Origin of the sequence: Pseudomonas syringae group sp. J248-6 (genome assembly GCF_032586995.1) — a bacterium.
Taxonomy (GTDB): domain Bacteria; phylum Pseudomonadota; class Gammaproteobacteria; order Pseudomonadales; family Pseudomonadaceae; genus Aquipseudomonas; species Aquipseudomonas amygdali.
On sequence record NZ_JAWHOP010000036.1, the window covers coordinates 18,373 to 39,236 of the forward strand.

General features: G+C 59.2%; 18 protein-coding genes. 9 read left to right on the forward strand and 9 right to left on the reverse strand.

Annotated elements, in window-relative coordinates; all coding sequences use genetic code 11:
- The first annotated feature begins 20 nt into the window (after nt 1-20).
- Together RYC17_RS26260 and ssuE are read left to right on the forward strand one after the other, a co-directional pair.
- On the forward strand, nt 21-1,109 hold the full coding sequence (locus tag RYC17_RS26260; RefSeq protein ID WP_316890056.1) for a polysaccharide biosynthesis/export family protein: 1,089 nt from the start codon (nt 21-23) through the stop codon (nt 1,107-1,109).
- 249 nt (nt 1,110-1,358) lie between these two features.
- On the forward strand, nt 1,359-1,940 hold the full coding sequence (gene ssuE / locus RYC17_RS26265) for an NADPH-dependent FMN reductase (RefSeq protein ID WP_058409028.1): 582 nt from the start codon (nt 1,359-1,361) through the stop codon (nt 1,938-1,940).
- A gap of 7 nt (nt 1,941-1,947) precedes the next feature.
- On the opposite strand, the gene RYC17_RS26270 is transcribed toward ssuE, so the two are convergent.
- From RYC17_RS26270 to RYC17_RS26280, 3 genes are all read right to left on the reverse strand, one after another.
- The gene (locus RYC17_RS26270; protein ID WP_316890058.1) at nt 1,948-2,556 is read right to left on the reverse strand and encodes a LysE family translocator; all 609 of its coding nucleotides are present in this window, start codon (nt 2,554-2,556) and stop codon (nt 1,948-1,950) included.
- A 123-nt stretch (nt 2,557-2,679) separates the two neighbouring features.
- Nucleotides 2,680-2,961 carry a hypothetical protein gene (locus tag RYC17_RS26275; RefSeq protein ID WP_058401896.1) on the reverse strand — a complete coding sequence of 94 codons (282 nt, stop codon included), beginning with the start codon at nt 2,959-2,961 and terminating at the stop codon, nt 2,680-2,682.
- A gap of 89 nt (nt 2,962-3,050) precedes the next feature.
- Complete coding sequence (locus RYC17_RS26280; protein WP_316904752.1) at nt 3,051-3,941, reverse strand: LysR family transcriptional regulator; 891 nt, start codon at nt 3,939-3,941, stop codon at nt 3,051-3,053.
- A 129-nt stretch (nt 3,942-4,070) separates the two neighbouring features.
- Here RYC17_RS26280 and RYC17_RS26285 point away from each other — a divergent pair, with 129 nt between their 5' ends.
- The 3 genes from RYC17_RS26285 (at nt 4,071) to RYC17_RS26295 (ending at nt 7,177) form a co-directional block, all read left to right on the forward strand.
- A complete protein-coding gene (locus RYC17_RS26285) occupies nt 4,071-4,772 on the forward strand; it encodes a CoA transferase subunit A (protein WP_005744420.1) in 702 nt (233 codons plus the stop codon).
- A 41-nt stretch (nt 4,773-4,813) separates the two neighbouring features.
- Nucleotides 4,814-5,470: a CoA transferase subunit B gene (locus tag RYC17_RS26290; RefSeq protein ID WP_316904753.1), complete on the forward strand. Its 657-nt coding sequence runs from the start codon at nt 4,814-4,816 to the stop codon at nt 5,468-5,470.
- 282 nt (nt 5,471-5,752) lie between these two features.
- Nucleotides 5,753-7,177, forward strand: coding sequence for a short-chain fatty acid transporter (locus RYC17_RS26295; RefSeq protein WP_316904754.1), 1,425 nt, complete (start codon nt 5,753-5,755; stop codon nt 7,175-7,177).
- Between the two features lie 3 nt (nt 7,178-7,180).
- Here the strand turns inward: RYC17_RS26295 and RYC17_RS26300 are convergent, their stop codons facing one another.
- From RYC17_RS26300 to RYC17_RS26310, 3 genes are all read right to left on the reverse strand, one after another.
- Nucleotides 7,181-7,507: an antibiotic biosynthesis monooxygenase gene (locus tag RYC17_RS26300; RefSeq protein WP_316904755.1), complete on the reverse strand. Its 327-nt coding sequence runs from the start codon at nt 7,505-7,507 to the stop codon at nt 7,181-7,183.
- A complete protein-coding gene (locus RYC17_RS26305; RefSeq protein WP_230016460.1) occupies nt 7,504-8,238 on the reverse strand; it encodes a CTP synthase in 735 nt (244 codons plus the stop codon). The genes RYC17_RS26300 and RYC17_RS26305 overlap by 4 nt, the downstream gene beginning before the upstream one ends.
- A 110-nt stretch (nt 8,239-8,348) precedes the next feature.
- The gene (locus tag RYC17_RS26310; protein ID WP_005744425.1) at nt 8,349-9,281 is read right to left on the reverse strand and encodes a 2-hydroxyacid dehydrogenase; all 933 of its coding nucleotides are present in this window, start codon (nt 9,279-9,281) and stop codon (nt 8,349-8,351) included.
- 268 nt (nt 9,282-9,549) lie between these two features.
- On the opposite strand from RYC17_RS26310, the gene RYC17_RS26315 reads away from it, so the two are divergent.
- Nucleotides 9,550-10,707, forward strand: a complete 1,158-nt coding sequence (locus RYC17_RS26315) for a glycerophosphodiester phosphodiesterase (RefSeq protein WP_004656799.1) — start codon at nt 9,550-9,552, stop codon at nt 10,705-10,707.
- Between the two features lie 44 nt (nt 10,708-10,751).
- Here the strand turns inward: RYC17_RS26315 and RYC17_RS26320 are convergent, their stop codons facing one another.
- Nucleotides 10,752-12,938: a TonB-dependent siderophore receptor gene (locus RYC17_RS26320; protein WP_316904756.1), complete on the reverse strand. Its 2,187-nt coding sequence runs from the start codon at nt 12,936-12,938 to the stop codon at nt 10,752-10,754.
- A 248-nt stretch (nt 12,939-13,186) separates the two neighbouring features.
- On the opposite strand from RYC17_RS26320, the gene pssA reads away from it, so the two are divergent.
- Nucleotides 13,187-14,530: a CDP-diacylglycerol--serine O-phosphatidyltransferase gene (gene pssA, locus RYC17_RS26325; RefSeq protein WP_005734318.1), complete on the forward strand. Its 1,344-nt coding sequence runs from the start codon at nt 13,187-13,189 to the stop codon at nt 14,528-14,530.
- Nucleotides 14,531-14,592: 62 nt separating this feature from the next.
- Here pssA and ligD read toward each other — a convergent pair whose 3' ends face one another.
- Nucleotides 14,593-17,193: a DNA ligase D gene (gene ligD, locus RYC17_RS26330; protein ID WP_316904757.1), complete on the reverse strand. Its 2,601-nt coding sequence runs from the start codon at nt 17,191-17,193 to the stop codon at nt 14,593-14,595.
- 20 nt (nt 17,194-17,213) lie between these two features.
- On the reverse strand, nt 17,214-18,119 hold the full coding sequence (locus RYC17_RS26335) for a Ku protein (RefSeq protein WP_054072713.1): 906 nt from the start codon (nt 18,117-18,119) through the stop codon (nt 17,214-17,216).
- A gap of 389 nt (nt 18,120-18,508) precedes the next feature.
- Here RYC17_RS26335 and ssuD point away from each other — a divergent pair, with 389 nt between their 5' ends.
- Nucleotides 18,509-19,648 (forward strand): FMNH2-dependent alkanesulfonate monooxygenase, encoded by a 1,140-nt coding sequence (gene ssuD, locus RYC17_RS26340; RefSeq protein WP_002554062.1) that lies wholly within the window; start codon nt 18,509-18,511, stop codon nt 19,646-19,648.
- A complete protein-coding gene (locus tag RYC17_RS26345; protein WP_058401886.1) occupies nt 19,648-20,754 on the forward strand; it encodes a sigma-54 interaction domain-containing protein in 1,107 nt (368 codons plus the stop codon). Before ssuD ends, RYC17_RS26345 begins: the two co-directional genes overlap by 1 nt.
- Nucleotides 20,755-20,864: the final 110 nt, after the last annotated feature.

Sequence of the window (20,864 nt, forward strand, 5' to 3'; positions counted from 1 at the left end):
GCCATGAAAGGAAAAACCCAATGAATCCAAGGTTAGTTGCTTTACTGCTCACCAGCCTGGCGCTGCAAGGCTGCGCATTCGCCCCGGGGCAGCACATGACCCCGGACGACGTTACCGCCGTTAAACCAGACGAACCCCGGGCGCAACTGGTCGAGGTCACACCGAAAAGTCTTCAGCAACAGCAACAACGCGCCAGCGCAGACGCCAAGGCACTGCCGCAGGCGCTGCTTGACTACAAGACTCCGGAATACGTGATCGGCGCTGGCGATACTTTGCTGGTCACCGTGTTCGAACACCCGGAACTGACCGCGCCAGGCTCGCAGGACCAGCTGGATGCCAACACCCGGGAAGTACTGAACGATGGCACGCTCTACTTCCCCTACGTCGGACGAATTCGCGCGAGCGGCAGAACGGTGAGCGAAGTGCGCGAGCAGTTGCGCATGGGGCTGGCGCCGCAATACACCGAGGTCAAGGTCGACGTCAAAGTGCTGCGCTACAACAGTCAGCGAATACTCCTGTCCGGCTCCTTCAAAGTGCCCGGCCCGCAACCCATTACCAACATTCCGTTGAGCCTGGTGCAGGCCGTGAGCGTCGCGGGCGTCGACCTGACCGATGCCAATCTGGCCGGTCTGACCCTGCGCCGCGATGGCCGCGATTACCTGATCGACATCGATTCGCTGAACCGCAGAGACTCGCAACTGAGCAGAATCTTCCTGAAGGATGGCGATTACCTCCATTTGAACAGCAATTCGCGAAACAAGATCTACGTGCTGGGCGAAGTACGTAACCCGCAAGTGATCTCCTTCGGCACCACCCGCCTGACATTGCTGGAGGCACTGGGCAACTCCGGCGGCCTCAGCCCGGACAGCGCAGATGGCGATGCGGTGTATGTGATACGCGGTGCGGAAAACTTTGCCGAAGCGACCTCCACCGTTTACCACCTCAATGCCAGGAAGCCCACCGCCTACCTGCTGGCGGGGCAGTTCGAGCTCAAGGCGCAGGACGTGGTATTTGTCGGCCCGGCCGATATCACCCGCTGGAGCCGATTCATCAGCCAGTTGCTCGGTTCGGCCAGTGTGGTGCAGACCGGCGCAGCGTTCCGCAACTGACTCTGACGTCGCTTTGAAAATCTTCCTGCAAGCAGTTTTGCGGGAATTTTTTTGGCCCGCCGAACAACGCGAAACTGTTGCCTGAGCAACAGTGGTTCAACAGTTGGCTGGCTTTTCGTCAGCATGGCAACGCCGCACCATCGGTATGAAAAGCGCGCAAACCCAATGTCTGCGAGCCATCGCCGGACCTTGCGAAGGCTGGCACACAAGCTGCTTTACAGACACACGCTTATCGCAAGGAAATTCCATATGCTCGTTGTTTCACTTTCCGGCAGCCCTTCGCCCAAATCCCGTTCCGGCGTAGTGCTGGCCCATGCCAGCCGCTGGTTGCAAAGCCACGGGGTGGAAGTCACCACGCTGCGCATACGCGACTTCAATGCCGAGGACCTGCTTTTTGCCCGTTTCGACAGCCCGCAAGTGCTGGAATTTATCGAAGCGGTCAGGCAAGCCGATGGCCTGCTGATTGGTACGCCGGTTTACAAGGCGTCATTTTCAGGCGCACTGAAAACCCTGCTCGACTTGCTGCCCGAGCGCGCACTGCATGGCAAAGTAGTCCTGCCTCTGGCCACCGGCGGCAGTATCGCGCACATGCTGGCCGTGGATTACGCGCTCAAACCGGTACTGTCAGCGCTCAAATCGCAGGAAGTGCTACACGGCATCTTCGCCATCGATACCCAGATCAGCTACGACGACAACGAAGAAGGCGGCACCCTGGACGAAATCCTCACCGAGCGCCTGCATGAGGGGCTGGAGCACTTCCATCAAGGCCTGCAACGTCGCTTGCAGGCACGTCACAAGCAGGCCGGCGGCCATTTGCAGCTGGCTTTATAGCCCGGCATCAATGCTCGACAAACAGCGGATACAACGAGGCCACCAATAGCACCGCCATCACGCCGTTGAAGATGCGCAACCCGAGCGGGTCACGCAGAACATTGCGCAACAGGCTGCCAAAGCCTGCCCAGATACCGACACTGGGCAGGTTGATCAGCGCAAACACCGCCGAGATCACCACCACATTGTAGAAATAGCCCTGCATCGGCGTGTAGGTGCTAATGGCACCTATCGCCATGATCCAGGCCTTGGGGTTAACCCATTGAAACAGCGCGGCACTCATGAAGCTCAGCGGCTGGCCCTGACTGTCGACGTTATCGGAGGCAGGACCTGACGTGGCGATTTTCCACGCCAGGTACAACAGATAAGCGGCGCCGACATAGCGCAGGATGGTGTAGAGAAGCGGCCATGCCTTGAACACACTGCCCAGCCCGAAACCGACGGCCAGCACCAGGACAAAAAAACCGATGCTGATACCCAGCATGTGCGGCAACGTACGGCTGAAACCGAAATTGACGCCCGAGGCCAGCAGCATCATGTTGTTCGGGCCGGGGGTAATAGAGGTGACGAACGCGAAGAGTGTGAAGGCAAGAAGCAAATCGAAAGAGAGCACCATACAGCCTGTCCAGATCAGTGAGTCAGGCATTTACCCTATAGAAGGCGCTGCAAGAAACACACGGACAGTTGACCGGTAATTATTACCGTACAGTTTGATGAAAAACTCTTTTAAAGCGGACTGTTAACCTTGTGGCTGCTGGCCAGTCACATTCAGGTCAACGCTTGCTTCGCCTTTATCATCGAATTCGCGCGCCTGCTGTGCCTGCGGATCAGCCATCAATTGCGCCTTGCGTGCCTGGTATTCATCAAACGACAGGCCGCGCCGGTTAAGGTCTTCAAGCGCCAGTTGATGGCTTTCTTCGGCGCTGAAGGGACGCTGCTCGACAGCATGGTGGGTGGAGCAGCCGGAGAGCAGTGCAACGGTGAATGTGAGGACAAGCGCAAGGGCAAGCATACGGTTCATCTGGGGCCTCCGGGGCAGGCTTCATTTCAGGAATGACGCAAGGTTACGCCCGCCCCCGACGCAGCAAAAATCATCCGCCGTGATAGTCGCTATCGACTGTTGCGAGCATCCTCGATCAATACCTCGCGCAACGCCTGAGCCGCAGCGGAAAGCTTGTGATCGGCCAGCATCATCAGGCCGATACGACGCTCGATACGCGGCTCCACCAGCGCAATGCAGCAAGCACCCAGTTCCTGCATCTGCCCGATGCACAGCGACGGCACCGCGCTGACACCCAGGCCGTTGGCAACCATGCGCCCGATGGTGGACAGCTGATGGCTTTCAAACGCCACTGCCAGTTTGCCGTGCATCGGCTCGATGGCTTGCTCCAGCAGCAAACGCACGGCCGAAGGCCGTTGCAGGGCAATGAAGTCTTCGCCCAACAGCTCGGCCCAGGACACTTCGCCAAGCCCGGCCAGCGGCGAATCCTTCGAGACCACAGCCACGAAGCGATCCATATAAAACGGAGTGAACAACAACGCGCTGTTCGACTCGGGCTCAAAGCCGATACCCAGCTCGACACGGCGGTGACGCACCATCTCCAGCACCTGCTCATTGATCACGTCATGCACCGCGACATTGACCCGTGGGTAGCGCCCGCGAAACACCTTCAGCGCTGCCGGCAATCGATTGCCAGCAAATGAAGGCATTGCGGCGACCGAAACCCGGCCCGTCTGCAAGGTAAACCGCTGTCGCAGCAGCTCTTCGGTGTTGTCCCAGTCAGCCAGCAACTGGCGCGCCAGCGGCAACAGGGTTTCGCCCTCGGGTGTCAGGCCGACGTTACGTGTAGTGCGTGTCAGCAATTGCCCGCCAAGGTCCTCCTCAAGGCTCTTGACGGTCAGGCTCAACGCCGGTTGCGAGATGTTCAGTCGTTCCCCGGCCTGGGCGAAGCTCAGGTACTGCGCCACCGCCAGAAAAGCCCGAAGCTGCTTGACGTTCATATATTTGCTTTTCTTATCAATTGATCAGAAAAACAAAATTAACAAATCAGTCGACCCGAGAGAAGATGCAAGTCACCCGATCCTCCGACAGTGCGACTGTCGGTCAACAACTATAAAAGGCGGATCATCATGGCTGGACTCGATAAACGAGTAACGACCTACGAAGAAGCCCTTGCCGGGCTGACCGATGACATGACGGTACTCTGCGGTGGCTTCGGTCTGTGCGGCATTCCGGAAAACCTCATCGCGCAGATAAAGCGTATGGGCATCAAGGGCCTTACCGTCGTTTCCAACAACTGTGGCGTTGACGGCTTCGGCCTGGGCATCCTGCTTGAGGACCGGCAGATCCGGAAAATGATTTCGTCCTACGTGGGCGAAAACGCCTTGTTCGAAAAGCAGTTGCTCAGCGGCGAGCTGGAAGTTGAACTCACCCCGCAAGGCACCCTGGCAGAAAAGCTGCGCGCCGGCGGCGCGGGCATACCTGCGTTCTACACCGCGACCGGTTATGGCACGCCAGTGGCTGAAGGCAAGGAAACCCGGCAGTTCAATGGCCGCAATGTGATCCTGGAAGAGGCCATCACCGGCGACTTCGCCTTGGTCAAGGGTTGGAAAGCCGACCACTTCGGCAACGTGATCTATCGTCACACCGCGCAGAACTTCAACCCGGTAGTAGCCACTGCTGGACGAATCACGGTGGTTGAGGTCGAGGAAATCGTCGAGCCAGGTGTGCTTTTGCCGACGCAGATCCACACGCCAGGCATTTACGTCGACCGGGTGATTCAGGGCACCTTCGAAAAGCGCATTGAACAGCGCACCGTCAGAAAACCCTGACAGAGCAGCTCGGCCATACAACAACAAAGAGATTTCAGACCATGGCACTTTCTCGCGAACAAATGGCTCAACGCGTCGCCCGTGAACTCAAGGACGGTTATTACGTGAACCTGGGCATTGGCATTCCGACCCTGGTGGCCAACTATGTACCGGACGACATCGACGTCATGTTGCAGTCGGAAAACGGTCTGCTGGGCATGGACGCATTTCCGACCGAAGACACCATAGACGCTGACATGATCAATGCCGGCAAACAGACGGTTACGGCGCGTATCGGCGCGTCGATTTTCTCGTCGGCCGAATCCTTCGCCATGATCCGCGGCGGTCATGTAGACCTGACTGTGCTCGGCGCTTTCGAGGTGGATGTCGAGGGCAATATCGCGTCGTGGATGATTCCCGGCAAGCTGGTAAAAGGTATGGGCGGCGCGATGGACCTGGTGGCAGGTGCCGACAACATCATCGTGACCATGACCCATGCCTCGAAGGATGGCGAATCCAAACTGCTGCCCCGCTGCAGCCTGCCACTGACCGGCGCGGCCTGCATCCGCAAGGTTCTGACTGACCTGGCGTATCTGGAAATCGACAACGGTGCCTTCATCCTCCGCGAACGTGCGCCGGGGGTCAGCGTGGAAGAAATCGTGGCAAAAACCGCGGGCAGGCTGATTGTGCCGGATGATGTGATCGAGATGAGTTTCTGAACGCGGGCATCTTCGAGCAGGATGGATACATCTCTGTGGGAGATTCTATGATTTCGTTTTGCTGCCGGTTCCCGGCAGTTCGCGGACAAGTCCGCTCCCACAAATTCCGGACAGCTGTGGGAGTGAACTTGCTCACGAAGACGTTGGTTCAAACACTCGATATCCAGGGACTGTACTGGCCTCTGCGCTCTCACAGGATTTGTCGTTCTGGACGCTCTGCGTCCGCAATAGTCGGCTGTTCAAGTAACTCCCCGATAATAATTACAAAAAGAGGTGCCCCCAATGGCCGCCAACGCCAACATAGAAGAAAGCCGCTCTGCCCGATTCGCCTTGCGCTGCGCCGCATGGGCTGAACGCTGGTTTCCCGATTCATGGGTATTTGCCGCGCTGGCGGTGGTCATCGTCACACTGGCAACACTGGCCATTGGCGCACGTCCGGCCGAGGCTGCCAAAGCGTTCGGTGACGGGTTCTGGAGCCTGATTCCGTTCACCATGCAAATGGCCTTCGTGGTCATCGGCGGTTACGTCGTGGCCAGTTCGCCGCCCGCGGTGCGCCTGATCGACCGCTTGGCCCTGGTGCCGCGTAACGGTCGTTCGGCAGTGGCATGGGTGGCGCTGATTTCCATGCTGGCTTCGCTGCTCAACTGGGGGCTGTCACTGGTATTCGGCGGCCTGCTGGTGCGCGCCCTCGCCCGCCGTACCGACCTGCGCATGGATTATCGCGCGGCCGGTGCTGCCGCGTATCTGGGGCTGGGCGCAGTCTGGGCGCTGGGGCTGTCTTCTTCGGCTGCACAGTTGCAGGCCAATCCGGCCAGTCTGCCGCCTTCGATCCTGGCGATAACCGGCGTGATCCCTTTCACTGAAACCATCTTTCTCTGGCAATCCGGGGTCATGCTCGCCGTGCTGGTAGTCATATCGTTGATCGTGGCCTATGCCACCGCACCTGGCCCGAACAGCGCCCGGGACGCCAAAGCCTGCGGTGTCGACCCGGCATTCAGCCTGCCGCCACTGGCACCTCGCACACGGCCCGGCGAATGGCTGGAATACAGCCCGCTGTTGATCATCCTGATGGTGCTGCTGGGGGTCGGCTGGCTGTTCAGCGAGTTTTCGAGCAAACCGGCGATCACCGCAATCTCCGGGCTCAATACCTACAATTTTCTGTTCATCATGCTTGGTGCGTTGCTGCACTGGCGACCACGCAGCTTTCTCGATGCCGTAGCGCGGGCCGTGCCCACCACCACCGGCGTGTTGATTCAATTCCCGCTTTACGGCTCGATCGCTGCGTTACTGACCACAGTCAAAGGCGCTGATGCGCAGACCCTGGCGCACTACATCTCGACATTCTTTACCAGCATTGCCTCGCACGATACCTACGCGATTCTGATGGGCGTCTATTCGGCCATTCTGGGCTTTTTCATTCCGTCGGGCGGCGGCAAGTGGATCATTGAAGCGCCTTACGTGATGCAAGTCGCCAACGACCTGCAGTATCACCTCGGTTGGGCGGTACAGATCTACAATGCAGCCGAAGCGCTGCCCAACCTGATCAATCCGTTCTACATGCTGCCGCTGCTGGGCGTACTGGGCCTCAAGGCGCGTGACCTGATCGGTTTCTCGTTCGTGCAGTTGCTGGTCCACACGCCGCTGGTGCTGTTTCTGCTCTGGGCATTGGGCACTACGCTGGTCTATACGCCACCGGTAATGCCCTGATCGTCAGCCATTGAACGAGTAGTCACGCTCGACCTTGCAGATTCGCGTGGTGAACGCCTGATACCAGCGCGCGCGTCCCTGTTCGCGGACCTGGGCGTGATCGGCCTGCTGTTTCCAGGCCAGAATCGCGGTTTCGTCGCTCCAGTAGGACACGGTGATGCCCAGTCCGTGTTCGTCGCGAGACGATTCCACGCCCAGAAAGCCGGGCTGCTGCCTGGCCAGTTCTACCATCCGCTGCGCCGCGTCTGCGTACGCCTGACCCTCGTCAGGCGTACGCAGTGAGGTGAACACCACCGCAAAGTAGGGTGTGGGAAAGCGCGCTGCCATCATGATCGATTCCTCTGCGCGGCCTGGCTGCACGCGCGGACGAACGCAGCAACCACAGGAGATACCTTGCCCTGTAACGCAGCCCGCTCCGGCTGGAACAGTGTGGCGACGAAGAACGGGTGGCCCTGCAATTCGATACTGCGCACTTCGCCTTCAGGGCCGCGGCCGCTGACTTTCAATGCATCGCCGAACAGCGCTGGCTCAAGCTCACGACGCAGACCGTAGCGGCAGTGATAACGCTCCTCGATATTCAGCGTGCCGTAGGCTTGGGCAATCAAAGTGTCGGGTTGCAGGTGAATCGCCGCCACGGATTCAACCAGCGAGCAGCTCAATGGTTCGATGATGACGTTTGCCGCCTGCGGCGCAGTTTCGCCGTGCTCGGCGTCTGCCCAGCCCAGTTGATTGCGGGCGTACTCCACCAGTGCGTGCTGAAAGCCGCCGCACGTCCCCAGAAACGGTATGAGACGCTCGCGTGCGAAACGGATGGCCGTCAACGCGCCCTGCATGTCCAGGTACGGGCTGGCCGGTACACACCACAGCCCACCGAATTCGCCAAGCCGTGCACCGCTGCCGATCTGTGGCGTCGGTAGCCATTCAAAACTGACCGGCACGTGAACGGTCTCAGCCGCCATCGCCAACGCCAGGGGAATGGCCTGATGGGCTGGCACATCGGCGTTGAAATCGCCCACCAGCCCGATCTGCAAAGTGTTGCGTACGTTATTGATTGTGCCCATGCCCTGCCCCCTGTTCGATTTTCGTATAACCCGGGCGGACTATAAACAGGCAGCAAAACCAGCAGAATGGGCATTGCAGCAATGCCTGGCGTGCAGCGCTGCACGTTTCTTCAGCCAGTTACCGGCGTCAGCACCGGCTGCCCGGAAAAGAACGCCAGCAGGTTATCGTTGACCATTTGCACACTGTCTCTGGAAGCCTCGGGCGACAGGCCTGCGACATGGGGCGTAAGCACAACATTGCCCAGCGTTTTGAGTACGTCCGGCACAGCGGGCTCATCGTCGAACACATCCAGCGCAGCCCCGGCAATCTGCTCGTTCTGAAGTGCACTGACCAGCGCATGGGTATCCACCACACTGGCACGCGCAATGTTGACCAGAAAGCCGTCAGGGCCCAGCGCTTCAAGCACACCGGCATCGATCAGGTGCTGCGTGCCACTGCCACCGGGTGTGGCAATGATCAGGAAATCCGACGCCGCAGCCAGTGCCTGTGCGGTGGCGTGCCAGGTGTAATCGCAGTCGGTGCGCGGTTTGCGATTGTGATAGCCGATGGCGATGTCGAACGCGGCTGCACGCCTGGCAATCGCCAGCCCAACCGCTCCCAGTCCGACGATTCCCAGGCGCTTGCCTGCCAGCGACGGTCGAACCACCTTGCGCCATTCGCTACGGCGTACCGACGCATCGGCCTGCGGGATGTCGCGTACCAGCGACAGCAACAGCGCCAGCGTATGGTCAGCCACTGTGGCGGCGTTGACGCCTGCACCATTGGTCACGGTGATGCCGCGTGCCTGCGCGGCGGGCAAATCAACCTTCTCGTAGCCGGCACCGCTCACGCAAATGATGCGCAGGTTCGGCAGTGCATCCATTTCCTCGGCGAAAAAACCCAGTGGCCCACGCGTCATCACGGCGCTGATGCTCTTCCCGTGTGCAGCAATTGCCTCGGCGCGCAGTTCGGCCGTCGGCGCACGAATCAACTGATAACCGCTGCTTTCCAGAATCGGCAAATACATGTCCAGATTTTCCACCAGCACCAATACCGTTGTCATGCGCACTCCCGTTCGGTCAGCAAAACGCTGACAGTAACGCGACTTCGTGCGCTTGTGCAGAGCCAATTGCACAGACAATGGCGCTCGTTGAAAAAACCTTTCGCAATAACACCAGGTGTTCATGAAGTGGACGCATTTGCCGGACAGACTGCGTTACAAGCAACCTCGCCAACGCGATAGTGCGCTATCGTTGCGTGCAACGCTGTGACCAGTAACGGTATTGGCTGGTGCAGTCGAACACCTTCCAACCATAAGGAACCAACCGCCCATGCAAGGATTTTCCGCCACTCTGTCGACCACAACCCTGTTGAAAAAGACCTTCCTGGCCGCAGCGGTCATGTCGGGCCTGATGCTGTCATCCGGTATGGCAGCGGCGGCGGATGCACCGGGCAAGGTGCTGAGCGAAAAATACGGTCTGCCCTGGCCAGCCGTAATCGCCCATCGCGGAGCTTCGTTCGACGCTCCGGAAGAGACCATTCCGGCCTATACCCTGGCACGCGACCTGGGTGCGGACTATCTGGAGATGGACATCCAGCGCACCAAAGATGGCGTGCTGATAGCACTCCACGATGACGTACTGGAACGTACGACCAACATTGCCGAAGTGTTCCCGACACGGGTCAAGGACCCGGTCAGCACCTTCACCCTGGCGGAGCTCAAGCAACTGGACGCCGGCTCATGGTTCAACAAGGCTTACCCCGACCGGGCGCGCGCGAGCTACAGCGGATTGCAGATCCTGACGCTGGATGAGGTCATCGACATCGCCGAAGGCGGCGCGAACAAGCCTGGGCTGTACATCGAGACCAAGGTGCCGAACAAGTTTCCCGGTGTCGAAGCCGACCTTAAAAAGGTGCTGACCAAACGTGGCTGGCTGGCTCAGCGTCCGGCCGCAGCGGCTGGTCATGTGAACGTCGCGCACATGCCGGGGCGCGTGGTATTGCAGACGTTCGAGAAGCAGAGCCTGGAGCTGCTGCAAAAAGAAATGCCGAAAGTGCCCAAGGTCATGCTGCTATGGATTGGCGAAGGCTCGATAGAGCCTAAATCCAGCGTCGCGTTCAAAGACTCGGGGGCCAAGGACAAGGCCAGCTACTACGCAGCGCAGGAGGTCAAGTCTCCGGAGGAATTCCAGAAGTGGATTGACTGGGCCAAGGCTCATGGTGCGATCGGCACCGGCCCTTCTTCGCAACTGGCCAAGGGTGGCGATCAGAGCTATATGGACCTGGTCAAACCCTGGATGAACAACCTGACCCACGAGAAAGGCATGGTGATCCACCCTTACACGGTGGACGACGCAGAGGACTTCAAGCGGATCAGCAATGACGGGGTTGACGGTTTCTTCACCAACCGCACCGCCGAACTGTTGAAGTTCTACGGACGGCCAGCGAAAGAGAGCATCGAGACGATTCTGAAGCGTAACGGCTACTGATCGACTGGCTGGCCGCATCCTGCGATGCGGCCAGCGCCGATTGATCAGAAATCTATGGTGCCGGACAGCTTCAAGGTGCGTGGCTCGCCTTGAGTCAGATAACCTCCATTGGCCGATGCCCAATAATCCTTGTTCATCAGGTTTTCGACGTTGGCACGCAGCGTGACGTCCTTTTGCGCAACGTTGAAGGTATAGCGCGCGCCCAGATCGAAACGGTTCCAGGTCGGAATGCTCAGGTTGTTGGCAGCGTCGACATATTGCCCACCGGTACGCAGCATGCGCGCATTGATGGCTGCGCCTGTGATGCCTGGCACATCCCAGTCGGCCCCCGCATTGAACTGAAAGGTCGGCACACCAATGGCCCTGTTGCCATCGTTGCTGCCACCCGACGTGCCGCTCACCTCGGTGTCCATCAGGGTCAGACCGGCCAGCAGACGCAGGCCGCTGACAGGCTCGCCGAACACGTTCATTTCCACGCCACGGTTGCGCTGCTCGCCATCACGGACGTAGCGCGTTCCGCTGCCATCCTGAATCTGGTAGCCATCAGTCGGTTGTTCGATGCGGTATACACCCAGGCTTGCACCGAAGGTACCCATGTCCAGCTTCACGCCCGCTTCAATCTGTTTTGAACGCGCCGGCGCGAACACCTCCCCGGGGTTGATCGTCACGGTGCTCGGCGCGGTCGGGCCCTGGGCCAGACCTTCGATGCGGTTTGCATAGAACGACACATAGCGCCAAGGCTTGAACACCAGCCCGTAGACCGGCGTGGTGATTGCCTCGTCATACAGTGCGTTGCGCGGGCCGCTGCCATAGTCGTAGCCCTGGACGCGCAGTTGCTGGCGACGCAGGCCTGCGGTCAGCAGCAGGCGATCATCGAAAAAGCCCAGCGTGTCGGAGAACGCTACGCTGCGCATACGGCTCTTGCCGACGATACCGGGATCACTGAGATCGCCACCCGAGAAGCTGTCCGGCGCAGGACGTGTTGTTTCCACTGGGTTGTACAGGTTGCTGCCAGCCGGACTGCCGAACAGGTAGGCACTGCGCTGCTCGGTCCAGATGCCGGACAGACCGAAGTTGACCTTGTGACTGACCGCGCCGGTCTGCAGCTTGCCGTTGATGCCGGCCATGGCTGTCTTGTTGTCTTCGTCATGCGGAATGGAAGACGGTGACGCCGTGATGTTGCCTGCGGCGTCATTGATAGTCGGCGAGCCATAGATACCGTTTTCACGGGTGTGCTTGGCACCGGCTGCGGCGTACAGCGTCCAGTCATCGTTGAGGTCATATTCGGCCCGGCTCATGCCGAAGGTGTCTTCGGTTTCGGTCCAGGTCCAGTTCGGCGCGTAATTGGTGTCGGCATCCGGTGCATGCGGCACACGGGTCAGGCCACTGCCAACGAACACCATGTTGCGATTCTGATTGATGCGCTGCTTCTGGTAGGCAAAATCGCCGGAAAGACGGAAGTTGTCACCCTGATAATCAAGCCCCAGCGCGAACAGCTTGCTGCGATGCTCTTCGTCTTCAACGCCGGTCTCGCCTTCGCGCTGAGACAGGTTGAGGCGTGCGCCGAATCGATTGCCTTCGCCAAAGCGCTGGCCGAGGTCCAGGTGCTCGCCGACCCGACCGTCGCTGCTGATGTCGGTGGTAAAACGCCGTGTCGGCGTGTCCTGAGCGCGCTTGGGTTGCAGGTTTACGCCGCCGCCAATACCGGAGCCGGTCGGTGTTACGCCGTTGATGAAGGCATTGGGGCCTTTGAAAACCTCAACCCGTTCCAGCGCATCGGTGGAGATGATCTGGCGTGGCAGCACGCCGTAAAGGCCGTTGTAGGAAATATCATCGGTGGTCAGTTTGAGGCCACGAATGACGAAGATCTTCGAGGCGTTGGCATAGCCGCTTGACTGGCGAACCGATGCATCATTGAGCAGCACATCGCCGATGTCTTCAGCCTGCTGGTCCTCGATCAATTGTTCGGTGTAGCTGGTCATGGTGAACGGCACGTCCATGACGTCGGCATTGCCCAGAACACCCAACTGCCCGCCGCGAGCCACTTGCCCTCCTGCGTACACGGGCGGTAGCGCGTGCGGGTCGGCCTTGTCGGCACTGATATCGGTCTCTCCGAGAACCATCGGGCCTTCCTGCTGACTGGCGGCAGCAGTAGCGGCCCAGGCCGGAGAACCAATGGAACAGCAAAATGCGAGCAACGTGAGGCGCATCGGGATCGATGGGGTGTGCATGAAAAGGTCCTGCTGACGAGATGAGCGAGATCGGAAGAAACCTTCCTGGAGATGACCGACCCAGTGGATGCGAAATGCTACCATATGTTACTGGGAATGCTTATCATTAATTTGCGTGCAGGGCGTCACATAACCAACGCTCATCGCTTCGCCTCACACAGCAATGCTTTGAAACAGCTCGGGGACAGCCACCTGAGTGCGACTCTCGTGTAAGCTCAAGCGCTATTGGTTTTCCCATCGAGAGGCCTATGCAGTCCACTTTCCGACGCTCGACACTGGCAGCACTTCGTGGTTTTGCCTTGCCGAGCGATGCAATCTCCATTGTTCCTTCTGCCGCCGACTATCGGCGCTGTCTGCTGGAAAGGATCGCTTCGGCCACCCGGCGCATCTATATCATCGCGTTGTACCTGCAACAGGATGAGGCCGGTCAGGAGATCCTCGACGCACTGTACGCCGCCAAAGCTGCGCGGCCCGAGCTGGATGTCGTGGTGCTGGTTGACTGGTTCCGCGCGCAGCGGGGCCTGATCGGTGCCGGACGGCAACCGGGCAACTCGACCTGGTATCAGGCGCAGAACCTTGAATACGATGAAGAAGTGCCGATCTACGGCGTGCCGGTGCAAACCCGCGAGCTGTTCGGCGTGCTGCACCTCAAGGGCAGCGTGATCGACGATTGTGTGATCTACAGTGGCGCAAGCATCAACAACGTCTACCTGCACAAGCTCGACAAATACCGTCTGGACCGTTACCACCTGATCGAAAGTGCGCCACTGGCCGACGCTTTCCAGAACCTGGTGCAGCGCGAAATACTACCTTCACCGGCGGTGCACCGCCTCGACCTGCAATCGCCACCTGGCTCGCGCAGCATTCGCAGCGAGATTCGCGCTTTTCGTGCGGATCTGAAACGCGCTGCGTACGACACTTCAGCAGGCGAAAAGGAAAACGGCGAGCTGCGGGTGATTCCGCTGCTGGGCGTCGGGCCGCGTAACAATCTGAATCGTGCCATCTGCGACCTGATCGCCTCGAGCAAGATCCAGCTGACCATCTGCACGCCGTATTTCAACCTGCCGGTGGCGGTCACCCGCGAAATCAATCGGGCGCTCAAGCGCGGTGTGCAGGTCGATATCATCATTGGTGACAAAACCGCCAACGACTTCTTCATCGACCCGGACGAGCCGTTCAAGGTGATCTCGGCCCTGCCCTATCTGTATGAAATCAGCCTGCGACGCTTTGCCCACAAGCATCAGAAGGCAATCGCGCAGAACCGCCTCAACGTGCACCTGTGGAAACACGGCGATAATACGTTCCACCTCAAAGGCATCTGGGTCGATCAGCGCTATACACTGCTGACAGGCAACAACCTGAACCCTCGCGCCTTCAATCTTGATTTGGAAAACGCCTTGCTGATCGATGATCCGCAGGGCCAGTGGAGCGAAACGCGCGAGGCGGAAATCGCCCATTTGATGCGCAACACCCAACGCGTCAACCAGTACGACGAACTCGACACACTGGCCAATTATCCCGAAGGGGTACGCAAATTCCTCAAGCGAGTCAGCCGTGTGCGGGTCGAGCGATTGCTGTACCGGATACTCTGACCCTCAAGCCTGAGGCCGACATGCCTGGCATGTCGGCCATACAACCAAAGAAACAGGGTGTGTCAGGGCCGTTTCACCCCCAACTGCTTCCACATCTTCTGCGTGATTTTGCGGCGGTTGCTGTAGCCTGCCCACGGGTCGGCCTTGAGTTTCTTTAAACGCTGCTCAAGGTTGGTGATGTCCCACTGCGCCGAGGATTTCAGGCCTGCCAGTTCATCCAGAGCAATCGGCACCGAGACCGGCAAACCTGGCCGGGCGCGCACCGAATACGCAGTCACGGTGCTGCCGCCACGGCTGTTGCGCAGGTAATCAATGAAAATTTTCCCTACCCGGTTTTTCGGCCCCATGGTCGCGGTGAAGCGTTCGGGCAACTGACGGCTAACGAATTCGGCGATAGCCTTGGCGAAGGCTTTAACCGTGTCCCAGTCAGCCTGCCGCGCCAATGGCACGATGATGTGCATGCCCTTGCCGCCGCTGGTCTTGAGAAAAGCTTCCAGCCCAAGTTCCTCCAGCACGGCGAGCACCATTTGCGTGGCTTCGATCATGCTGCGCCAGGGCAGCGCCGGGTCGGGATCAAGGTCCAGTACAAAATGATCCGGCGTTTCGATCCTGTCACGCGTAGCGCCCCAGGTGTGCAACTCGATGGCCCCCATTTGCGCGGCACCGACCAGCGCCTGCAATGAATCGATCTCCATCAGCGCGGCATGCCCGGGGTCCAGAGCACGATCCAGCTGTTTGATGTGTGGAATCGCAAGATGCTCGGCGTGCTTTTGGAAGAACTGCTCGCCGTCGATGCCTTCCGGGCAACGCAACAATGCCACAGGACGCTTGTTCAGATACGGCAGAATCCATTCGGCAATAGACGCGTAGAACTGCGCAAGCTCGACCTTGCTGGTGCCGGTCTTGCTGTCGATCACCCGATCCGGATGGCTGATGCCGGTGCCCGCCACGTCCACTTTGCCTTTGCCGGCAGCGGTTTTCTTGCCTGAACGCGGCGCTGCCGATGTCGATTGCGTTCGGGTCTGGCTGGCAACCCTGGCGGGCTGAGCGTCTTCGCGCACCACTTCACTGGCAGGCTTGTCACTGCGCAACCCAACAAATGCGGCTTGTCGCACAATGCCTTCGCGGGTCCACTGGGCGAACTCCGCCTCACAGACCAGTTGCGGCTCTACCCACTGCACGCCCCGGGCCTGAGCCGAGGTCAGTTTTTTCGCCAGCGGTGAATCCTTGCGCTGCAGCGGTTTGAGTTGTTGATAAAGCTGTTCAAGCGTCACCTCACTGAAGCCAGTGCCCACCCGCCCGGCATAGACCAGCCCTTTATCGCCCTCATTGACCGCCAGCAACAAGGCCCCGAAGGCGGAGCGGCTGCCTTGCGGGGCGGTGTACCCGACGATCACCAGTTCCTGACGCAACCGGCATTTGAGTTTGATCCAGTCGGCATTGCGCTTGCCGGTATAAACACTGCCGGCCCGCTTGCCGATGACCCCTTCCAAGCCCATTGCCGCAGCGCTTTCCACAATATCCTGATGCCCGGCCTGAAACGCATCCGAATAACGCAGCAAGCGACTGCGCTGGGCACCGAGCACTTGTTTCAAGGCGTCGCGGCGCTGCTCAAGGGGTACTTCCCGCAGATCCTCCGCGCTCAGGAACGGCATGTCGAACAGGTAATACAGGATGTTTTTGCTGTTTCCTGCGTCAAAGGCATTCTGCAAACCCTGAAAGTCGGGCAGCCCTTGCTCGTCGAGGACCACCACTTCGCCGTCGAACCAACTGTTTTGCAATTTCAGGCCCTTGAGCGCCTTGACCAGTTCGGGCAGCCGTTCGGTCCAGTCGTGGCCGTTACGGGTGAACAGGCGCACTTCGTCGCCCTGAATGCGGGTCAGAATGCGATAGCCATCGAACTTGATCTCATACAGCCAGTCACCCGCTGGCGGTGCATCCACCAGCGTGGCCAGTTGCGGCGAAAGGGTTTCCGGGAAAACCGTTTTCGACTTCTTTTGCGCGGGTTTGCGCGCAGGCTTCGCCGCACCGGCTTTGGCTTTTTCGTTTGCGGCGCTGGCCTTTGGCTTCGCTGGCGCTGCACGCCCTGCCCCTACGTGCGCGCCGCTGATCACGCTCTGCGGCTGCTCCAGAGTGATGTCATATTCGGCGGCAGGTCGCGCAATGGCGTCCTTCTCTTTGATCAGCAGCCATTGCTCCTTGCTGCCGCTGCCCGTGAGCCGCGTGCGCACCAGCGCCCAGTCGCCGCTGAGCTTCTCGCCGACCAGGGTAAATTTGAGTTTGCCTTCCTCATAGGTTTTTTGCGGATCACCGTGCGGCTGCCAGACACCACGGTCCCAAACGATTACATCACCGCCGCCGTACTGCCCTTTCGGGATGCTGCCCTCAAAATCGGCATAGTCCAGCGGATGGTCTTCAACATGCACTGCCAGACGTTTTTGCTTCGGGTCCAGACTCGGTCCTTTGGGTACCGCCCAGCTCTTGAGCGTGCCCTCCAGCTCCAGTCGAAAGTCATAGTGCAGGTTACGTGCGTCATGCTTCTGAATCACGAAACCCAGCGCCTTGGCCTTGGACGAAGACTTGCCTTTGCGTTTGCTTTCGGCAGGCTCGGAGGTGATGGCGAAATTGCGCTTGCGCGTGTATTCACTGGCGGGCTTGGCCATGTCCGGTGTCTCCGTCTGGCTCAAGAGGCTTTGCTGGTTTTCTTGCGGGCGGCGGGCCGCTTGGGCTTGGCTGCGGCCTTATCAGCAGGTTTTTCTTTTGCTGCGGGCTTGCTCGCTTTGCCTTTACTGGCGCCACCCTTGCCCGCCAGGCTGCGTCGCAGCAAGTCGGTGAGGTCAATGACGTCAGCACTTTTGCGCTCTTCCTCGGCCGGATCCGTCTCGACATCCTCGATCTCGCCTTCGTCTGCCTTGGTTTTGACCAAGTGCATGATCTTGTCCTGAAAAGTGTCGCGGTACTGCTCAGGCTGCCAGTCGGCGCTCATGTCCTTGACCAGACGCTTGGCCATGTCGCGTTCGCTCTTGTTCAACTGTGCGTCCGTCACTGCGTCGCTCAGTTCCAGTGTGTCCAGCTCACGCACGTCGGCAGGCCAGCGCAGGATCACCATGACCAGCGCCGACTCCAGCGGCATGACCGCCGCCAAGTGTTCGCGGGTATGCAGCACGACATTGGCCAGCGCCACCTTTTTAGTGTCGACAAGGGTTTCGCGCAGCAGCGCATAGACTTTTTCGCCGCGTTTATCCGGGGTCAGAAAATAAGGCGTGTCGATGTTTTGCAAAGGAATCTGCTGGCTGTCGACAAAGGCGAATATGTCGATGGTCTGCGTTGATTTGGGGTGCGCGGAGCGAATTTCCTCTTCGCTGAGTACGACATAACGATCCTTTTCGTACTCCACGCCCTTGACGATATTTTCGCTGGTGACCTCCTTGCCGGTGACCTTGTTGATTCGCTTGTAGCCGACCGGGTCCATGCTGCGCTTGTCGAGCCAGTCGAAGTCGACACTGGTTGACGTTGTCGCCGACACCAGTGCGACCGGTATATGCACCAGCCCGAAGCTGATTGCGCCCTTCCAGATTGCCCTTGCCATGGTCTGACTCCTGTTAGTCCTGAAAAAGTGACTGGACCGGTCGAAGAAAAGTTTCGCCAGCCAGACGAGCGCCGGAAAACCCGCGCAGGCGCAAAGCGTTTTTCATCCCGGCAATCTGGCTGTCAACGTTTTGGCTCTTGATGCGAGCTGTATTAAAGGGATGCCTGCAGCCGTCAAAGCCTTGTACTAGAAGGGTTCGTGCAAAAAGGAACAGGAATTTTCAAGTTACATATGCGTTTAAGATCTAAAAATATGGTTTAACGTTCTTTTGCGGAATAAATCAGACGTTCTATAAATGGCCCCACCTCGAACGCTGTTGGTGAACTGTCTGCAAACCAACAGTTGGTCCCGTCAGCTTTCACTCAGCTGATCACTCCCAAGGATTTGTCATGAACGTTTTCTGGTTTCTTCCGACTCACGGCGACGGCCATTATCTGGGCACGACAAAGGGCGCACGTCCCGTCACCCTCAATTACCTGAAACAGGTGGCACAGGCCGCCGATGACCTGGGCTACTACGGGGTATTGATTCCGACCGGTCGCTCTTGCGAAGACTCGTGGGTCATCGCCTCGGCACTGGTGCCATTGACCGAGCGTCTGAAGTATCTGGTGGCAATCCGTCCGGGCATCATCTCCCCTACCGTCTCGGCACGCATGGCGGCTACGCTGGATCGTTTATCCGGCGGCCGACTGCTGATCAACGTGGTGACCGGTGGCGACCCGGACGAAAACCGTGGCGATGGCAGCTTCCTCGATCATAGCGAACGCTATGAAGTCACCGACGAATTCCTGAAGATCTGGCGTCGCGTATTACAGGGCGAAGCAGTCGACTTCGAAGGCAAGCACCTGCGCGTGCAGAACGCCAAGGCGCTCTATCCACCGATTCAGAAGCCCTATCCGCCGCTGTACTTTGGTGGCTCTTCCGATGCCGCGCATGACCTTGCGGCCGATCAGGTAGACGTTTACCTCACTTGGGGCGAACCTCCGGCAGCTGTGGCCCAAAAGCTGGCCGATGTGCGTGAACGGGCAGCCCGCAAGGGTCGTACCGTAAAGTTCGGCATTCGCTTGCACGTCATCGTGCGCGAAACCAGTGAAGAAGCCTGGAAAGCCGCCAGCACGCTGATCGAGCACATCAGCGACGAAACCATCGCTGCGGCCCAAAAGTCTTTCTCACGCTTTGATTCCGAGGGGCAACGCCGTATGGCTGCGCTGCATGATGGACGCCGCGACAACCTGGAAATCGCGCCCAACCTGTGGGCGGGTGTGGGCCTGGTTCGGGGCGGTGCTGGCACGGCACTGGTTGGCAACCCGCAGGAAGTCGCGGCACGCATCAAGGAATACGCAGACCTGGGCATCGAGAGCTTCATTTTCTCGGGCTACCCGCACCTGGAAGAAGCGTACCGCTTTGCCGAACTGGTCTTCCCGCTGCTGCCAGAGCCTTACGCCAGCCTCGCCGGGCGCGGCATCACCAACCTGACGGGCCCGTTCGGCGAAATGATCGCCAACGATCTGCCCCCGCAGGCCAAGTGATGTCAGGACAACTGCTGACCTTACCGCACTCGCCTGCGCTGGCGACCTCGATCAGAGCCACTGCGCAGGTGTTCGAAGACCCCAAGTCCAAGGATCTGCTCGCTCACGTGCGTCAGGTGGCGCCCAGCGATGCCAGCGTACTGATCATTGGTGAAACCGGCACTGGCAAGGAACTGGTTGCACGGCACGTCCACGAACTGAGTGCCCGTCGCGACAAACCGTTCGTGGCGGTCAACTGCGGAGCATTCTCCGAGAACCTGATCGAGGCCGAGTTGTTCGGCCACGAGAAAGGCGCCTTCACCGGTGCGATCAGTGCCAAAGCCGGCTGGTTCGAAGAGGCCAACGGCGGCACGCTGTTTCTCGATGAAATCGGCGACCTGCCCATGACATTGCAGGTCAAGCTGTTGCGTGTGCTTCAGGAGCGTGAAGTGGTCCGCCTGGGCTCGCGCAAGAGCGTGCCGATTGACGTGCGGGTGCTCGCAGCCACCAACGTACAACTGGAAAAGGCCATCAATGCCGGGCATTTTCGCGAGGACCTTTACTACCGGCTGGACGTGGTCAATCTGGAATTGAGCCCGCTGCGCGAGCGGCCCGGCGACATCCTGCCGCTGGCCCGGCATTTCATCGAGGTCTACAGCCAGCGTCTGCGCCATGGCCCGGTGCGCATCAGCGCCGAAGCCGAGCACAAGCTCAAGACCTACAGCTGGCCGGGCAATATTCGCGAGCTGGAAAACGTTATTCATCACACCTTGCTGGTGTGCCGCGAAGGCGTGATTCAGCGTGATGACCTGCGCCTGTCGAACCTGAGAATCGAGCGTCAGGACGAGCAGAATCCGGTTGACGAATCAGCCGAGCAGTTACTCAATCGGGCGTTTCAAAAGCTGTTTGAAGAACAGGCGGGAGCCTTGCACGAGAAGGTCGAAGACACGCTGCTCAGGACCGCGTATCGCTACTGCCACCACAACCAGGTACACACCGCCAGCCTGCTGGGCCTGACCCGCAACGTCACGCGTACGCGTTTGATCAAGATTGGCGAGCTGGCAGTCAACAAACGCAGACCGGGTGAAAATGTACAGGGCGACCGGATGCTGCATTTATCGGTGTGAAGGCCCAGACCGATGACGCGGAGCGTCATGAACGGCATTCCCACGCTGGTGAACTGCCCCCCAAAAGTTGGACGGTTTTAGCTTGCCGCCTGAGCCCTGTACTTTACGGG

Excerpts from the sequence above, each read along its gene's own strand:
- RYC17_RS26260 (WP_316890056.1), top strand. The coding sequence starts at position 21 with ATGAATCCAAGGTTAGTTGCTTTACTGCTCACCAGCCTGGCGCTGCAA.
- ssuE (WP_058409028.1), top strand. The coding sequence starts at position 1,359 with ATGCTCGTTGTTTCACTTTCCGGCAGCCCTTCGCCCAAATCCCGTTCC.
- RYC17_RS26270 (WP_316890058.1), bottom strand. The coding sequence starts at position 2,556 with ATGGTGCTCTCTTTCGATTTGCTTCTTGCCTTCACACTCTTCGCGTTC.
- RYC17_RS26275 (WP_058401896.1), bottom strand. The coding sequence starts at position 2,961 with ATGAACCGTATGCTTGCCCTTGCGCTTGTCCTCACATTCACCGTTGCA.
- RYC17_RS26280 (WP_316904752.1), bottom strand. The coding sequence starts at position 3,941 with ATGAACGTCAAGCAGCTTCGGGCTTTTCTGGCGGTGGCGCAGTACCTG.
- RYC17_RS26285 (WP_005744420.1), top strand. The coding sequence starts at position 4,071 with ATGGCTGGACTCGATAAACGAGTAACGACCTACGAAGAAGCCCTTGCC.
- RYC17_RS26290 (WP_316904753.1), top strand. The coding sequence starts at position 4,814 with ATGGCACTTTCTCGCGAACAAATGGCTCAACGCGTCGCCCGTGAACTC.
- RYC17_RS26295 (WP_316904754.1), top strand. The coding sequence starts at position 5,753 with ATGGCCGCCAACGCCAACATAGAAGAAAGCCGCTCTGCCCGATTCGCC.
- RYC17_RS26300 (WP_316904755.1), bottom strand. The coding sequence starts at position 7,507 with ATGATGGCAGCGCGCTTTCCCACACCCTACTTTGCGGTGGTGTTCACC.
- RYC17_RS26305 (WP_230016460.1), bottom strand. The coding sequence starts at position 8,238 with ATGGGCACAATCAATAACGTACGCAACACTTTGCAGATCGGGCTGGTG.
- RYC17_RS26310 (WP_005744425.1), bottom strand. The coding sequence starts at position 9,281 with ATGACAACGGTATTGGTGCTGGTGGAAAATCTGGACATGTATTTGCCG.
- RYC17_RS26315 (WP_004656799.1), top strand. The coding sequence starts at position 9,550 with ATGCAAGGATTTTCCGCCACTCTGTCGACCACAACCCTGTTGAAAAAG.
- RYC17_RS26320 (WP_316904756.1), bottom strand. The coding sequence starts at position 12,938 with ATGCACACCCCATCGATCCCGATGCGCCTCACGTTGCTCGCATTTTGC.
- pssA (WP_005734318.1), top strand. The coding sequence starts at position 13,187 with ATGCAGTCCACTTTCCGACGCTCGACACTGGCAGCACTTCGTGGTTTT.
- ligD (WP_316904757.1), bottom strand. The coding sequence starts at position 17,193 with ATGGCCAAGCCCGCCAGTGAATACACGCGCAAGCGCAATTTCGCCATC.
- RYC17_RS26335 (WP_054072713.1), bottom strand. The coding sequence starts at position 18,119 with ATGGCAAGGGCAATCTGGAAGGGCGCAATCAGCTTCGGGCTGGTGCAT.
- ssuD (WP_002554062.1), top strand. The coding sequence starts at position 18,509 with ATGAACGTTTTCTGGTTTCTTCCGACTCACGGCGACGGCCATTATCTG.
- RYC17_RS26345 (WP_058401886.1), top strand. The coding sequence starts at position 19,648 with ATGTCAGGACAACTGCTGACCTTACCGCACTCGCCTGCGCTGGCGACC.